The organism is Mucilaginibacter sp. MD40 (genome assembly GCF_002288635.1).
In the GTDB taxonomy this organism is placed as follows: Bacteria; Bacteroidota; Bacteroidia; order Sphingobacteriales; family Sphingobacteriaceae; genus Mucilaginibacter.
This window is the reverse complement of sequence record NZ_NRSW01000001.1, coordinates 1,538,959-1,553,177: the sequence shown is the minus strand read 5'-3', so window position 1 is coordinate 1,553,177 and position 14,219 is coordinate 1,538,959. Positions and strand designations below refer to the sequence as shown.

16 protein-coding genes are annotated in these 14,219 nt (G+C 46.1%); 8 read left to right on the top strand and 8 right to left on the bottom strand.

Features of this window, described 5'->3' with window-relative positions; all coding sequences use genetic code 11:
- Nucleotides 1–67: 67 nt before the first annotated feature.
- A complete protein-coding gene (locus tag CKK33_RS06910) occupies nucleotides 68–535 on the top strand; it encodes a DUF4126 family protein (RefSeq protein ID WP_143822918.1) in 468 nt (155 codons plus the stop codon).
- On the opposite strand, the gene CKK33_RS06905 is transcribed toward CKK33_RS06910, so the two are convergent.
- Nucleotides 525–1,250 carry a hypothetical protein gene (locus tag CKK33_RS06905; RefSeq protein WP_095703408.1) on the bottom strand — a complete coding sequence of 242 codons (726 nt, stop codon included), beginning with the start codon at nucleotides 1,248–1,250 and terminating at the stop codon, nucleotides 525–527. The genes CKK33_RS06910 and CKK33_RS06905 overlap by 11 nt on opposite strands.
- 195 nt (nucleotides 1,251–1,445) lie before the next feature.
- Between CKK33_RS06905 and CKK33_RS06900 the strand changes: the two genes are divergently transcribed.
- The 5 genes from CKK33_RS06900 (at nucleotide 1,446) to CKK33_RS06885 (ending at nucleotide 4,581) form a co-directional block, all read left to right on the top strand.
- Complete coding sequence (locus tag CKK33_RS06900; RefSeq protein WP_095703407.1) at nucleotides 1,446–1,907, top strand: sigma-70 family RNA polymerase sigma factor; 462 nt, start codon at nucleotides 1,446–1,448, stop codon at nucleotides 1,905–1,907.
- Nucleotides 1,904–2,395: a hypothetical protein gene (locus CKK33_RS06895; RefSeq protein WP_095703406.1), complete on the top strand. Its 492-nt coding sequence runs from the start codon at nucleotides 1,904–1,906 to the stop codon at nucleotides 2,393–2,395. Before CKK33_RS06900 ends, CKK33_RS06895 begins: the two co-directional genes overlap by 4 nt.
- Before the next feature lie 85 nt (nucleotides 2,396–2,480).
- Nucleotides 2,481–2,633 carry a hypothetical protein gene (locus CKK33_RS19480; RefSeq protein ID WP_158223406.1) on the top strand — a complete coding sequence of 51 codons (153 nt, stop codon included), beginning with the start codon at nucleotides 2,481–2,483 and terminating at the stop codon, nucleotides 2,631–2,633.
- Between the two features lie 91 nt (nucleotides 2,634–2,724).
- Nucleotides 2,725–3,717 carry a phosphotransferase enzyme family protein gene (locus CKK33_RS06890; RefSeq protein ID WP_095703405.1) on the top strand — a complete coding sequence of 331 codons (993 nt, stop codon included), beginning with the start codon at nucleotides 2,725–2,727 and terminating at the stop codon, nucleotides 3,715–3,717.
- Between the two features lie 3 nt (nucleotides 3,718–3,720).
- Nucleotides 3,721–4,581, top strand: a complete 861-nt coding sequence (locus CKK33_RS06885) for an NAD(P)-dependent oxidoreductase (RefSeq protein ID WP_095703404.1) — start codon at nucleotides 3,721–3,723, stop codon at nucleotides 4,579–4,581.
- Nucleotides 4,582–4,586: 5 nt separating this feature from the next.
- Here the strand turns inward: CKK33_RS06885 and CKK33_RS06880 are convergent, their stop codons facing one another.
- Together CKK33_RS06880 and CKK33_RS19475 are read right to left on the bottom strand one after the other, a co-directional pair.
- On the bottom strand, nucleotides 4,587–5,387 hold the full coding sequence (locus tag CKK33_RS06880; RefSeq protein ID WP_143822917.1) for a hypothetical protein: 801 nt from the start codon (nucleotides 5,385–5,387) through the stop codon (nucleotides 4,587–4,589).
- A 129-nt stretch (nucleotides 5,388–5,516) separates the two neighbouring features.
- Nucleotides 5,517–5,660, bottom strand: a complete 144-nt coding sequence (locus CKK33_RS19475; RefSeq protein WP_158223405.1) for a hypothetical protein — start codon at nucleotides 5,658–5,660, stop codon at nucleotides 5,517–5,519.
- 101 nt (nucleotides 5,661–5,761) lie between these two features.
- On the opposite strand from CKK33_RS19475, the gene ispG reads away from it, so the two are divergent.
- Together ispG and dnaK are read left to right on the top strand one after the other, a co-directional pair.
- Nucleotides 5,762–7,816, top strand: a complete 2,055-nt coding sequence (ispG, locus tag CKK33_RS06875; RefSeq protein WP_095703402.1) for a (E)-4-hydroxy-3-methylbut-2-enyl-diphosphate synthase — start codon at nucleotides 5,762–5,764, stop codon at nucleotides 7,814–7,816.
- A 212-nt stretch (nucleotides 7,817–8,028) separates the two neighbouring features.
- Nucleotides 8,029–9,933 carry a molecular chaperone DnaK gene (gene dnaK / locus CKK33_RS06870; protein WP_095703401.1) on the top strand — a complete coding sequence of 635 codons (1,905 nt, stop codon included), beginning with the start codon at nucleotides 8,029–8,031 and terminating at the stop codon, nucleotides 9,931–9,933.
- Between the two features lie 109 nt (nucleotides 9,934–10,042).
- Here the strand turns inward: dnaK and CKK33_RS06865 are convergent, their stop codons facing one another.
- The 5 genes from CKK33_RS06865 to CKK33_RS06845 form a co-directional block, all read right to left on the bottom strand.
- The gene (locus tag CKK33_RS06865; RefSeq protein WP_095703400.1) at nucleotides 10,043–10,405 is read right to left on the bottom strand and encodes a PleD family two-component system response regulator; all 363 of its coding nucleotides are present in this window, start codon (nucleotides 10,403–10,405) and stop codon (nucleotides 10,043–10,045) included.
- A 263-nt stretch (nucleotides 10,406–10,668) separates the two neighbouring features.
- On the bottom strand, nucleotides 10,669–10,977 hold the full coding sequence (locus CKK33_RS06860) for a YMGG-like glycine zipper-containing protein (protein ID WP_095703399.1): 309 nt from the start codon (nucleotides 10,975–10,977) through the stop codon (nucleotides 10,669–10,671).
- Between the two features lie 63 nt (nucleotides 10,978–11,040).
- Nucleotides 11,041–11,841 carry an alpha/beta fold hydrolase gene (locus CKK33_RS06855; RefSeq protein WP_095703398.1) on the bottom strand — a complete coding sequence of 267 codons (801 nt, stop codon included), beginning with the start codon at nucleotides 11,839–11,841 and terminating at the stop codon, nucleotides 11,041–11,043.
- Between the two features lies 1 nt (nucleotide 11,842).
- The gene (locus CKK33_RS06850) at nucleotides 11,843–13,153 is read right to left on the bottom strand and encodes a gluconate:H+ symporter (RefSeq protein ID WP_095703397.1); all 1,311 of its coding nucleotides are present in this window, start codon (nucleotides 13,151–13,153) and stop codon (nucleotides 11,843–11,845) included.
- Nucleotides 13,154–13,263: 110 nt separating this feature from the next.
- On the bottom strand, nucleotides 13,264–14,085 hold the full coding sequence (locus CKK33_RS06845) for a DUF4175 family protein (protein WP_143822916.1): 822 nt from the start codon (nucleotides 14,083–14,085) through the stop codon (nucleotides 13,264–13,266).
- Nucleotides 14,086–14,219: the final 134 nt, after the last annotated feature.

The window sequence follows — 14,219 nt, the reverse complement described above, 5'->3', positions numbered from 1 at the left end:
GTTGTAATAACATTTAGCTTTTAGCGAAACCATACTTACGCGGCCATTGTTGTTAGGGCAAACATACATGCCCATGCTTAACAACACCAAACCCATTTGGCAAACCATAGGCTTAGGAGCGCTGGCCGGCATACGTGCGAGCGCGGCCCCGGCTATAGCGGGCCACTACTACCATGATGGTGTTTCGCCGATATTGCCGTACCCCGTTTTTAAATTTGTACAGGCACCCGTTACTACGGTAGCGGTAAAGGTGCTTAAGGTTGCCGAACGCAACCATAACCAATCTCCCGGCCTGAACAAGATAGCCATGCACGTGGCCGCGGGCGCTTTCGCGGGAGCGGCCGTGTTCCGCAAAAACAGGCAAAGTATGCTTAACGGCATGCTGATAGGAGGCTTCGCCGCGCTGGTTACCTCTGTAGCAAGCCGCTATATGCAAAACCATGCAGATAAATTTCCGGAATTTACCACACCATTAAAAGACGCCTTCGGCGAAGCTTTTAAAGCTGGCAGCGGCGTAGCCTTGTTTAAGGGTTAGCGCCTGGAAACAAGTCGGGTGGCGGCTGCCGCTTTTCTGGCGGCAGCGCCCGGTATTGTTTTAAACAATCATTCAGATACGTGACCAGGTCAAACTTTTTCGATGTCACCATTTCAGGAGTAGGTGTATAAAGGGCTATAAAGTTTTTCATATCCGCTTCGCCAAGGGTAATGTATTGAGATAGGTTCTCGGGCTGAAACACACTGTCTATCTGCTCCATTAATGCATAGCGCTGTTCAAGGGCCGCTATTTTATCTTTCTTTTTCTGATCCTTTTTCCAGTAATGTATACGCCATACAATCCCTCCTTTTAAATTCAAATCCTTATCGCGCGCGTAAACCACCGGCTGCCCATGAAACTGCGGGTCGTAATAAGTACTCATATTGCTGGTAGTGGTGCTGGTAACATTAACCCCATTCAGCATATGCGTAACAGGCTGGAGAAAAACCTCTACGGACCGCGTGCCGGTGATCAATAAAGTATCAGGCTGGTAGGCTGGCGCTTTAAATATTACCAGATCACCCGGCTTTGCCAAGATGCTAAAGCTGCCGTCGGCATTATTTGCTACTATGTGGTGGTTGTTTATGTTTTCAATACTTACTCCTCTTAAAGCAATTCGGGTTTGGTATTCCATAACTTTACCCTGCACAGAGCTTTGGGCTTGTGCCGCATATAATGTACAACACACCATTAAAACAACCAGCAATAATCTCATTAAGTAAATTTACGTTTCAAGAAAATTATCCTTGCATTTTAACCACCAATTTAACTATATTTAACGTTGCATGAGCAAATAAGGGATGCAATCCATTAATAATTATCGCTGTATTTTTTAGCAAGGTGGATGTGATATTATTTAAATAATATTAAATATTTTTGACTATCCCTTACTAACTAACTTGGTTTTAATTTGAAAGAACAGTTAACATACACTGAAACTTCTTTACCTTCAATTAAACAAGCAAAGCAGTCGCTCTACACCAGCTATAGCGGCATGCTGCTCGGTTATATTGTTGAAGTAGTTAAAGACAGAACTGTGGCGGAAAAATATCTGATCGATATTTTCACCGGCTTACAAGCCAATGATATCCAGGATATTTTTAACCCGGATAATGGCAGTGTTTATTGCAGGTTACAGAGTTATGCCCGTAAACAGTTGTGCCAGGTGCATAATACTATTACCGATCGCGCCGTGCAACCTGCCAACAGGGTAACCGGTTTGATGAATGAGGAACAGCAGCTTGTTTTTTGCGGTTTACACTATCACGGCAAAAGCATAGCGCAATTAGCTAATGAATTAAGCAAGGACGAATACACCATAAGGCAAATCTTAAAACAATCGTTCAACATAATCAGGAGTAACCGTAAATGATACAGCAGTACATTAACAGCGGCATTTTGGAGGCTTACGTAACAGGCTCTGCATCTGAAAAAGAAGTAGAGGAGTTGATGCGTATGAAAACAGAGTATCCTGAAGTGAGTAGGGCATTACAGGAGCTGGAAGCCGATATGGAACACCTGGCCAGGCACATGGCCGTTGAACCACCCGCACGTACCTGGGATAAAATTTCTGACAGCATTGATGAAATTATGCTGCGCAACAAACACGTGCAGCCATTTATCGAAAAAGAAGAAGCCAATCCCCGAAGCACTGGCCGTGACAACGGGCAGCAATATATTGAGGTAGAGGCCGAATCGAGTTTCATGCGCATACATAAAGCATGGAAATGGGTATTCGCGGCGGTTTTTATTTTAGGAAAAGTATTTTTAGCCTGCGCTATTTATTTTTATCTGGAGAACAGGCAGGCACAGCAACAATTGCAGGAAATAAAAACCGAGTTGAGAAAAATCAAGCCCTAATACGCGTTTAAACACCTTTAAAATTAGCCTTTTTATAAACTTTTTGTAAAGCCGTAAAGTTATTTCTTTAGGGAGGTATAACATTATGTCATCATCAAAAGATAAAAAAACAGGCAAAGACAGCGCAGAACCGCTAACAGAATCGGAGAAAAAACTACACACCGAAATGCCGCTTAGCGAAAAGGACGAGGTAAAGCAAGCCGAGCAGAAGGTGACCGAGACCAGCAAAAAGAAATAGCACGGGAATAAACCTGATATTAAAATATTTTACGCCACTGCCTGTAAGCAGTGGCGTTTTTTGTTTCTTTGTACCCCCATTATTTAAAGCTATGCATACTTTCCCTGTTGTCAGTTCTATTATTTCGCCCAACCATTTAGCGCAATTTGTACAGGATGCGTACGGTTTAAATACGAGTATCACCTGCAAACTGCTGAAGGCAGGCGTTAACCACAGCTATCTGATCAATGACCAGGACAGGCAGAAATATATATTCAGGGTTTATAGTTTTGGCTGGCGCACCAGGCTGGAGATTGAAGAAGAGTTGCGCTTGCTTGATCTGCTAAAGAATAACCAAATACCCGCTTCTTATGCCCTTCCCGATACCAGCGGCATTTACATTCAGGAAATACATGCTCCCGAGGGCATGCGTTATGGTGTATTGTTCACTTATGCCGATGGTGAGAAACTATTGAACTTTCCGGCAAATATCCACTACTCCATTGGGCGGACCATGGCTGAGATACATCGATTGACGGAGCATTTACCGCTTGAACGAACTACCTACACGGCAGAATTAATGCTGCAAAGATCTGTAGAGCAAATAAAGAATTTCCTGCCGGCAAATTCCGACGAGATGCAATGGATGCTTTCTGCCCGGGAAGAATTGATTAAACTATGGGCCGGCGCAAATGATAGCCAATTGCGAAAAGGCGCGGTGCATATGGATATTTGGTTTGATAACATGAATATCACCGCAGATGGTAAGGTAACACTGTTTGATTTTGACTTTTGCGGTAACGGATGGCTTTGTTTAGACATTGCCTACTATATTCTGCAACTTTACAGCACAGAAAAGGTTGAAGAGGAGCGTAACGAAAAGCTGAATAGCTTTTTAGCAGGATATGAAAGCATCTCGCCTATTAACGCCGAAGAGCGCCGCCTGATCCCGATGCTGGGCGTTAGCATGTATATCTTTTACCTGGGTGTGCAATGCGAAAGATTTGAAAACTGGTCTAACGTTTTTTTAAACGAAACGCACTTAAAACGGTTTATTAATTTGTTAGTTAAGAAATATTTCGACGACCACGTAATTACATCATAATTTATGAACACAACAAAGATCGGCTGGATAGGCCTCGGCCTGATGGGAACACCAATGTCGCAGCAATTGCTTAAAGCAGGTTACCCGCTTACCGTATATAACCGCAGTAAAGATAAAGAGGCGGGGTTAAAAGAGCAGGGCGCAAATACCGCATCAAGCCCTAAAGAGTTATTGGCACAATCAGATGTGGTCGTGATTATGGTGACAGATGATAAGGCCATCCGTGATATTTTTGAGGGAGAGAATGGTTTGCTAACCGCTAAAGCCGAGGGAAAAGTGATCATCAACATGAGTACGGTATCGCCGGCCATCAGTAAAGAAATGGCGCAAAGTTGCCAGCAACATGGCTTAAGCTATTTGGACGCGCCGGTATCAGGCAGTGTAAAACAGGCCGAAACCGCACAACTGGTAATAATGGCTGGTGGCGAACAAAGCGTATTTGAAAAGGTTAAACCGGTATTGGAAACCATGGGTAAACTGGCTGTAAATGTTGGCGACACCGGTGCAGGTAATGCCGCAAAGCTGGCCATTAATACCTTATTAAGCTTTTATACACAAGGCCTGGCAGAGGCTATTATCCTGGCAAAAAACAACGGGATAGAACCACAGGTATTACTGGAGCTTTTGGGTAATGCCGCTATTGCTAACCCCTATACCAAATTAAAAGGCGAGGCCATTGTAAACGACAACTTTAAACCGGCATTCAGCCTGAAAAATATTTTGAAAGACCTGAAACTATCGCGGGATATTGGTTTGACCACCCCACTGGGCAAAACCGCGTTGGAAACCTTTGAAGCGGCCGCGGAGCAACATGGTGACGAGGACCTTATAGCCATTTACAAATATTTGGATAGCCAGGCCTAAGTTACCTACCTTTTACGGTTAAGCGTAAATGAAGGCTTGTTTGACTTGATCTGCGCGGCATCATTATACAAGCGCAGTGCTTTTTTGTGCAATATGAACGAGTAGACTTTCTGGCCCGGGGCACCCTGGTTAAATATCAACTCATCGTGCCCGCTTTCGGGATGCGCGCCAAAGTAGTTCTGTACAAAATAGGTGCTTAAACCCGGCAGGCCGCTCACTTTACCGTCGTCGGTAAAAGTTACCGCTATTTTTTTTCCGCTTGCATCGGTACCCTCGTAACGGCCGGCGATGATGGCCTGGTTAATAGCCACGTCCATGCCGGCTGCAAAGCCGGATGCGGGTGCTTTGTCTGATACTTTAATGTACTGGTTCAGATCGGTTTCGCGGGTATCGGCATTGTAATGGTAGATGATAAGCGTGGTGTCTTTTTTGAGTTTATAGCTCAGCTCATCTTTCCCAAACATAATGGTGGTGGTATTGCGTCCCGGCTCAAAGGTCAGCGTTTCCTTACCTGCTTCGTGGTTATCGCGTATAAGTGGCACCTCAATATTTTCGCCGCTCATCTTTAGGGTGTCTATCAGCATCAGGGTAATGCCCTTGCTCCTTTCGGCGGCCTCCAGCGGCGACTTACTTTTTTTCACCTTTTTTATATAATCCTTCTTTACCCAAACGCCCTGTATGATCGGTTTAAACTGCTGTATCAAAGTAGCCGACTGGTTAAGAGGTTTATCAGTACTTTGCTGGTCGTTATTACAACTGCAATATAAGGCGGCGAATAAAATAAGGGGTACAAAACGTTTCATCATCGCTTATTGGTAAAGCCCTAATATAGCCTTTACACTACCAAAAAACGTGTAAATGCACACAAACGTTACAACTATTGTTTGTTTATTTGAAATACCTCTTGTAATGCCGCCTGTACTTTAAACCGTATCTCATTCAGGAATAAACTTATTCTCGATATAATCCGCAGATACATACATTGCTGTTCCATTTTCTATCTGCTGCAGCATCGCATCCATCATTTCTTTATATTCATCTGTTAGTTCAGAATCATCGGTTACAAATTGCGTTGCCATATTCAAATTTAACTAAATGTTGCCAGAACATCATACTACTTAATAACGTTTAACTTCTAAACTTCTTTCGTAAATTTGTGCTTATCTAATTCCACGCCTGCATGAATGCTGATGCTGTTAAAGTGCTTCCCGGTAAATATTGTAATTCGTTAACAGATTATTCGCGCTTTGTTACGCGCGAGGTATTTATTGGCGATGTGCCTATGGGCGGCAGCAACCCTATCCGCATACAAAGCATGACCACTACCGATACCATGGACACCATTGGTACCGTAGAGCAAACCATCCGCATGGTTAACGCCGGCTGCGAATATGTACGCATTACCGCGCCAAGCATTAAAGAGGCCAACAACCTGGCCGAGATCAAAAAACAGCTCCGCATGAGGGGTTGTAACGTGCCGCTGGTGGCTGATATTCACTTTACCCCCAACGCCGCCGAGGTAGCCGCGCGCATAGTAGAGAAAGTGCGTGTGAACCCCGGCAATTATGCCGATAAAAAGAAATTTGACCAGATAGACTATACCGACCTCGAATACAAGGCCGAGTTGGAACGCATTTTCCAGAAGTTTAAACCTTTGGTGGGTGTTTGCAAGGAATATGGCACTGCCATGCGCATAGGCACCAACCACGGCTCGCTGAGCGACCGTATCATGAGCCGTTACGGCGATACCCCGCAGGGCATGGTAGAGAGTGCCATGGAGTTTATCCGCATGTGTGAGGAACTGAACTACTATAACCTGGTGGTATCTATGAAAAGCAGCAACCCGCAGGTAATGGTACAGGCTTACCGCTTGCTGGTAGAGAGCATGGTGGCCGAAGGTATGAACTATCCGCTGCACCTGGGCGTTACCGAAGCCGGCGACGGCGAGGATGGCCGTATCAAATCAGCCGTGGGTATTGGCACATTGCTTGAGGACGGCCTCGGCGATACCGTACGCGTATCGCTCACCGAAGAACCCGAAGCAGAAGCGCCTGTGGCTATAGCTTTAGTGCAGCGCTATGCTTTAAGGGCCGAGGATGAAAGGCGAAAGGTAAAAGGTAATGACTATGAAAAGCAAAGAGAAAACCTTTCGCCTTTAACCTTTAACCGTTCTAACTTATACTCCCCCTACGAATACAAAAAGCGCGAAACTTACGAGGCCAACGCGTTTATAGGCGGGCACATGGTTCCGCGTGTAGTGCTTAACCTGGAGAACGCCAACCTTAAGGACGCCGCGGTGCTGGATGCTGCCGGATATATTTATTCGCCTTTGCTGGATAAATACAACATGGCCGAGCAGTCGGTTGATTTTGTGTTTATGGGCGACATGCTGCCATCGTTTAACATGCCGGGTAATCTGCGCCAGTTGTACAATTACAACACCTGGAAAAAGCTCGCTAATAAAACGCTATGCCATCCGCTGTTCACCCTGGAAGAATACATCGCGGCAGATGTGGACCGTTCATCGGCGCTTAACCTGGTACGCGTTGTTCCTACCGATCTGGATACCGATGCTTTTGGCGCCATCCCTTTGGACCATTCGCTGGTATTTGTGCTGGAAACAACCGAACTGCATGGCATGGCCGACCAGCGTTCCTTCTTCCTGAAAATGCTGGAAATGGGCCTGGATGTACCGGTGATTGTTAAGCGTGATTACGATTTAAGTCAAAAAAACCATGAACCATCGACCATGGACAATGGACAAACTGACCTTGATACCCAGTTACAACTCTTTGCCTCAACCGATCTTGGCGCTTTACTGGTTGATGGCTTTGGCGATGGTATCTGGATAGACGCTCCGCTGCTACCCGCGAAAGTAATTACCTCAACCTCGTTTGGCATATTGCAGGCCACCCGCTCGCGCATATCCAAAACCGAGTACATATCCTGCCCAAGCTGCGGCCGTACCTTGTTCGACCTCATGATCACTACGCAAATGATCCGCAGCCGCACCAGCCACCTTAAAGGGCTAAAAATTGGCATTATGGGCTGCATCGTGAACGGTCCCGGCGAAATGGCCGATGCCGATTACGGCTATGTAGGCTCCGGTCCGGATAAAATTACCCTCTACCGTGGCAAAGAAGTAGTGAAAAAGAACGTGAATACAGACAACGCGCTGGACGAACTCATCAACATTATTAAAGAAGACGGCAACTGGATAGATCCGGTGGAGTAAACCATCTCTTTAACCGCTTAAGGTCAGGAATGGCCGTATGATGCGCCTCAAATATGCCAACCTGTCACCTATCAGGCAGCACTTCCTGACTATTTATTCCTGTTTTTTACTGCCATAAATGGGTTTTTCTGCCAAATACATATTGGCACAGGCATTGTTAAATAGCTGAGAGAAAAACAGAACTAATAACAAATAAAAAAATCAATCAACATATGTCTAAAATAATTGGAATTGACTTAGGAACAACCAACTCCTGCGTAGCAGTAATGGAAGGTAATGAGCCTGTAGTTATTGCTAACAGCGAGGGTAAACGTACTACGCCATCCGTTGTAGCTTTTGTTAACGATGGTGAACGTAAAGTAGGCGATCCTGCAAAGCGCCAGGCTATCACTAACCCTACCAAAACCATCTACTCTATAAAACGCTTTATGGGTAACCAGTTTAACGAGGTTACCAGCGAAGTAGGCCGTGTGCCATATAAAGTGGTAAAGGGCGACAATAACACCCCTCGTGTTGAAATTGGCGACCGTAAATATACTCCGCAAGAGATCTCTGCCATGATCCTTCAGAAAATGAAGAAAACAGCAGAAGACTTTATCGGATCTGAAGTAACTGAAGCGGTAATTACCGTACCTGCATATTTTAACGACGCGCAACGCCAGGCTACTAAAGAAGCCGGTGAGATCGCTGGTTTAAAAGTTCGCCGTATTATTAACGAGCCTACCGCGGCCGCCCTTGCCTACGGCCTGGACAAAGCACACAAGGACATGAAAATTGTTGTGTTTGACTGCGGTGGTGGTACACATGACGTTTCTGTACTGGAACTGGGTGATGGCGTGTTCGAAGTAAAATCAACCGATGGTGATACTCACTTAGGTGGTGACGACTTTGACCAGGTGATTATTGACTGGATGGCCGACGAGTTCAAGAGCGACGAAGGTGTTGACCTGCGTAAAGACCCTATGGCTTTACAGCGCTTAAAAGAAGCTGCTGAAAAAGCTAAGATCGAATTATCAAGCTCTACTCAGACTGAAATTAACCTGCCATACATTACCGCAGGTGCCGAAGGCCCAAAACACCTGGTTAAAACTTTAACCCGTGCAAAATTTGAGCAATTGGCTGATAGCCTGATCAAACGTACTATCGACCCTTGTAAAACTGCTTTGAAAAACGCGGGTTACAGCGCGTCAGATATCGATGAGATCATCCTGGTGGGTGGTTCAACCCGTATCCCTGCTATACAGGATGCTGTACAAAAATTCTTCGGTAAAGCGCCTTCAAAAGGTGTTAACCCTGACGAGGTGGTAGCTATTGGTGCTGCCATACAAGGTGGTGTATTAACCGGCGAAGTTAAGGATGTGTTATTGTTAGACGTTACCCCGCTTTCATTAGGTATTGAGACCATGGGCGGTGTGATGACCAAGCTGATCGAATCTAACACAACCATCCCTACTAAAAAGTCTGAAACGTTCTCAACTGCGTCTGACAGCCAGCCATCAGTAGAGATACATATATTACAGGGTGAGCGCCCAATGGCTGCACAAAACCGCACCATAGGCCGTTTCCACCTGGATGGTATACCACCAGCACCACGCGGTGTGCCTCAAATTGAAGTAACCTTTGATATTGATGCCAACGGTATATTACATGTATCTGCAAAAGATAAAGCTACCGGCAAAGAGCAAAAGATCCGTATCGAGGCTTCATCTGGCTTAACTGATGCAGAGATCAAGAAAATGAAAGATGAGGCTGAAGCTAATGCTGATGCGGACAGAAAAGCGAAAGAAGAAGTAGAGAAACTGAACAGCGCCGATGCCCTGATCTTCTCTACCGAGAAACAGCTGAAAGAATACGGTGATAAGATACCTGCTGACAAAAAAGCACCTATCGAAGCCGGTTTAGAAAAACTGAAAGCTGCTTACTCAGCTAAAAACTTAGATGAGATTGAAACAGCGCAAACAGAGTTGAACACCGCATGGACCGCAGCTTCTGAGGATATGTACAAAGCTTCTGCTGAAGCAGGCCAGCAACCGGGCGCCGACGCAGGTGCTCAAGGTGGCCAACAGGACGGCAACGCCGACAACGTAACTGATGTTGACTTTGAAGAAGTTAAGTAATCGGTTCTCCTGATAAATTGAAAGCCGGAACATTTTTAAAATGTTCCGGCTTTTTTTTGCGCATAAAAAAACCGCCGGTTGTGGGCGGTTTGCATATGTTTTAGTGATGTTAATTATTTATCAGGTTGTTTACCTTATCCACCAGTTCATTCAAATCAAATGGTTTGTTAATAATAGCATCGCAGCCATAAGCGAACAGGTCTGCCGAGTGGTTAACATAGGCCGAAAATATAATAACCGGCACATTGCTAAATTGGGGATGAGATTTAATGGTACGGCATATTTCGCCGCCATTAGCACCCGCGACACGGTAATCCAGTATCACAAGATTGGGGTTAAATGCTTCAACCTGGGGCATCACGTCTTCACCCTCGGTTATGCTTTTCACTTCGAAATTCTCGTAAGTGAGGGTTTCGTGTACAACCTCAAGTATGTCCTGGTTGTCGTCTAATACTAAAATACGCTTTACCATGCAGGTGCTTTAAAAATTAAATAAATATATAAGGTATTTAAGTATTATAGTCACTAAAAATAAGAGGAATTTGGAGAATCAAAAAAAGAATCTTCAAATAGCGAACTAAGCCACAAATATACTCATAAAACAATATATATTCTTAAAATTAAAATTTGTAGGTATTATATTACCATTATGTGTTAAAAACATGCCTTTGGTGATATTACGCATAAAAAAAGCCCGCTGTAACAGCGGGCTTCATATTATTAAATATAAATTTATTAATAAGGATATGCTTTGCCGGGGTGAGCTCTTTTCCAGGCCCTGCGGCGTTCCAGGTAAGCGGCACGTCTGCGCTTTTCTTCGCGCCTGCGGGCTTCGTTACCTATAATGTAACCGCCACCAGCGCCAATAGCGCCACCAATTACGGCACCGCCAACGCTTTTACCAATTAACGCGCCTGCTACGGCACCACCTGCGCCGCCTATCAGGGCACCTTTACCCTGTTTACTCATTTGTGCAGCGGCATTAAAATTTATGCTGGTCAATAGTGCAAGTATTAAGCCGCATAGTATGGTTACTTTTTTCATTGTGTGTATAGTTTAATATAAATAGGTGCTATACAAATAATACGCCATTTGCTATAAAGCCGCTTATTGCCGTAAAAAAGCCAGTATGGCGCTGGCAAACTGTTCAGTATTCCCTGCACTATTGTGGTCGCCGGGCGTTTCGGTGTATACCGATCCGGGTATGAGCCGCTGCAGCTCATGCACGTCGCCATTGGTTTGGTCAAGGTTGCCATCAATTAATAGCACGGGTATTTTTACACGGGCAAGCTCGGCCGGGCTGGTGGATGGCTGGTACTTTTGCTGCAGCATCAGCGAGGTATTGTCAAAATTGTTCTTGTGTATCCAGGCCATCATCTCATCAACATCGTGCAGGGTGGTATCGCCCATTAAAGCCCGATAAGCATGTACACGGCGTGGCCATTGCGGATTGGTATAGGCCGCGCCCATGCCACCCATCACCGCCTTACGTACACGCTTATCCAGCACCATCACCCTTGAGGTGATAATGGAACCGCGCGAATAACCTATAAGATCATACTGCTTTAGCCCAAGTGCTGTGGCAAGGCCCATAATATCCTTCGCTTCGGCATCATCGCGGTAGGCAGCGTCGGTATGCGGCTTATCTGAGCGGCCGTTGCCCCTTTGGTCTAATATGATCACCTTATACCCTGCCTTTAGTAAGGCCGGATACAGCGTACCTTTTTTCCAGCTTTGCGAGTTATTGGTAAAGCCGTGTACCAGTATTACCGGGGAGCCTTTTCCTTGTACCTCATAATAGATCTTTACCCCATCGGCGGCGGTAAAGTAGCTACCCTCGTTTTGACGGGCGCCGGCGGCAAAACAAACCATGATGCCCACTATGATCAATAGCCATATTCTTTTCATACTATCCAACAAAAATATTCAGGATGAGCACCCCGGCCAGGCCGATCAGCGATACCAGGCTTTCCATTACCGACCACGACCGGAAGGTATCCTTCATGCTTAAATTAAAATACTCCTTAAATAACCAGAAACCCGAATCATTCACGTGAGAGAAGGCCAGGCTGCCCGCGCCTATGGCCAAAACCATCAGGTTGGGGTTAACGCCTCCGCTGCTCACCAAACCGGCAACAATACCTGCCGCGGTTAAGCCCGCCACCGTGGCCGAGCCCAGGCTAATACGGATAATAGCGGCAATTAACCAGCCCAGCAACAGTGGCGGCATATGCAGTTCGCCCAGGCGCGCGGCAATCAACTTATCTACGCCGCTGGCGGTAAGTACTTCCTTAAACGCGCCCGAGCCTGCTATAATTAACAGGATAAGTGCTATATCTTTTACCGCATCGGTAAGCTGGCCCGATATGACGGCCATACTTTTACCCTGCCTGATACCCAGGGTGTAAATGGCCACCAGCAACGCGATCAGCATAACGATGGATGGATCGCCCACCAAGGTGACCGCTTTTACCATCAACGGGTTTTGCACATGCAGGTACGGGAAAAAAGCCGTGAGCATGAGCAGTAATACAGGGAGCAAAGCGGTAAAAAAGCTGATGAAAGCGCCGGGCATTTCCGCTTCGGTCATTTCGGCCGCCCTAAAGGTAGCCAACGGCGCCGAAGGGATCTTTTTAAGAAATGTCGCGAAAACCGGCCCGGCCAGTATAATGGCGGGGATGGCTATCATCAACCCGTAAACAAAGGTTTTACCCATATCGGCATGGAAAAGCACCACCAATGCCGATGGTGATGGGTGCGGGGGTAAAAAACCGTGGGTAACTGATAATGACGCTATCATGGGCAGGCCAATAAATACGGCAGGCAGTTTATACTTATCTACCACCGAGAAAATGAGCGGCACCATCAGCACAAAACCTATCCCGTAAAAAAGCGGAATACCGATAATGAACCCGGCGGCAACCAGCGCCCATTGGATGTGCTTTTGCCCTACCGCGCTCACCAGTACACCGGCTATGCGCTGTGCCGCCCCGCTGGTAGCCACCAGTTTGCCCAGCATAGCCCCCAGGCAGATGACAATCACCAGTCCGCCTAAAATATCACCTATGCCCTTTTGGATGGAGGCCGTTATTTTATTAACCGGTATACCCAGCAACAGCCCCGCGGCAATAGCTACCAGCAGGAAAGCCACAAATGGGTTGATCTTGCCCCAGCTTACCAGCAGCACGAGCAGCACGATACATAAAAAAATAACCAGCATAGTTTTAAGCTTTATAACAGGTGCCCGAAGGCCGGTAAGCCTAATGTATGATTTCTATTTTTGCCACAGACTAATTTTTTCAATTATCCGTGTAAAAAACTTGTGCGGGTTTAGGGATGAATGGTGTAAGTAGCGGAGCGACTGTAGTGCCCGTAAGTATCACGCGCCAGCAGGTAAAAGCTCAGCTTACTGTCTGGTTGGACAGCAACGGCCGGTAATATAACCACTCTTTGCAATGGGTGGCGTGTTATCCCCCGCCCTAAGCTTTTATCAGGGGCAACAGAAGTATCGCCGCTCACCGGTGAATTTTTAACATCGCTTGATGGTATAAGCACCACACGGACGCCGGTTAAACCATAATCATCGGCAGCCATGCCACTGATATTAACTTTAAGCGAATCGCTCCGCTCACGGTTACGGATAACACCTACATTTTTAAGATGGATAACTGGCGGCATATCCTTAATTACTTTTATGGAATAAGCGGTCGATAATTGATGGCCCACCCGCACCCGGTAGGTTACCGGCGAATGGATGATTTTGCCGCCATTCCAGCATTTGCCATCGGGAGAGCTTTTGAGCTTTACAGTGCTGCCATCATCAAATACAAGGGCCGCGCATTTTACAGGCTGCCGGGTAGATATATGCCAGGCGAGTTGTGTGCCGGCGTCTACAGATAGGTTAAACTTGTGCCACCGGCGCTCATCAGGACTGATGTAGGGCGGTGGTTGAATGGCTAAACTGAGCGCTTGTATACCCAACAGCCATTGTTCGGGCTTTTCTACCGCGCAAAAAGCAACGTCACGCGTAACGGCATTATTGCCGGATAAAGCGGTCGCGTTTCCTTTCCCCATGTAGAGGAATACACCTGCGGCCAGCAATATCATTACCGGCAACGCAACCATTAGGAACTTTGTATAATATCTTCGCATGCTTACTCTTTAACAATACGATGGAGAGTGCTGCGGGGTTGGCTGAGGGATAGCGGCTTTGTAATATTTTGCCTAATAAACCCATTACCAAAACAAATACCTGCAGGAATAGTAAATTTGAACGCGCAAACAAT

Excerpts from the sequence above, each read along its gene's own strand:
- ispG (WP_095703402.1), top strand. The coding sequence starts at position 5,762 with ATGAATGCTGATGCTGTTAAAGTGCTTCCCGGTAAATATTGTAATTCG.
- CKK33_RS06850 (WP_095703397.1), bottom strand. The coding sequence starts at position 13,153 with ATGCTGGTTATTTTTTTATGTATCGTGCTGCTCGTGCTGCTGGTAAGC.
- CKK33_RS06895 (WP_095703406.1), top strand. The coding sequence starts at position 1,904 with ATGATACAGCAGTACATTAACAGCGGCATTTTGGAGGCTTACGTAACA.
- CKK33_RS06885 (WP_095703404.1), top strand. The coding sequence starts at position 3,721 with ATGAACACAACAAAGATCGGCTGGATAGGCCTCGGCCTGATGGGAACA.
- CKK33_RS06905 (WP_095703408.1), bottom strand. The coding sequence starts at position 1,250 with ATGAGATTATTGCTGGTTGTTTTAATGGTGTGTTGTACATTATATGCG.
- CKK33_RS19480 (WP_158223406.1), top strand. The coding sequence starts at position 2,481 with ATGTCATCATCAAAAGATAAAAAAACAGGCAAAGACAGCGCAGAACCG.
- CKK33_RS06845 (WP_143822916.1), bottom strand. The coding sequence starts at position 14,085 with ATGCGAAGATATTATACAAAGTTCCTAATGGTTGCGTTGCCGGTAATG.
- dnaK (WP_095703401.1), top strand. The coding sequence starts at position 8,029 with ATGTCTAAAATAATTGGAATTGACTTAGGAACAACCAACTCCTGCGTA.
- CKK33_RS06860 (WP_095703399.1), bottom strand. The coding sequence starts at position 10,977 with ATGAAAAAAGTAACCATACTATGCGGCTTAATACTTGCACTATTGACC.
- CKK33_RS06910 (WP_143822918.1), top strand. The coding sequence starts at position 68 with ATGCCCATGCTTAACAACACCAAACCCATTTGGCAAACCATAGGCTTA.
- CKK33_RS06890 (WP_095703405.1), top strand. The coding sequence starts at position 2,725 with ATGCATACTTTCCCTGTTGTCAGTTCTATTATTTCGCCCAACCATTTA.
- CKK33_RS06855 (WP_095703398.1), bottom strand. The coding sequence starts at position 11,841 with ATGAAAAGAATATGGCTATTGATCATAGTGGGCATCATGGTTTGTTTT.
- CKK33_RS06880 (WP_143822917.1), bottom strand. The coding sequence starts at position 5,387 with ATGATGAAACGTTTTGTACCCCTTATTTTATTCGCCGCCTTATATTGC.
- CKK33_RS06865 (WP_095703400.1), bottom strand. The coding sequence starts at position 10,405 with ATGGTAAAGCGTATTTTAGTATTAGACGACAACCAGGACATACTTGAG.
- CKK33_RS19475 (WP_158223405.1), bottom strand. The coding sequence starts at position 5,660 with ATGGCAACGCAATTTGTAACCGATGATTCTGAACTAACAGATGAATAT.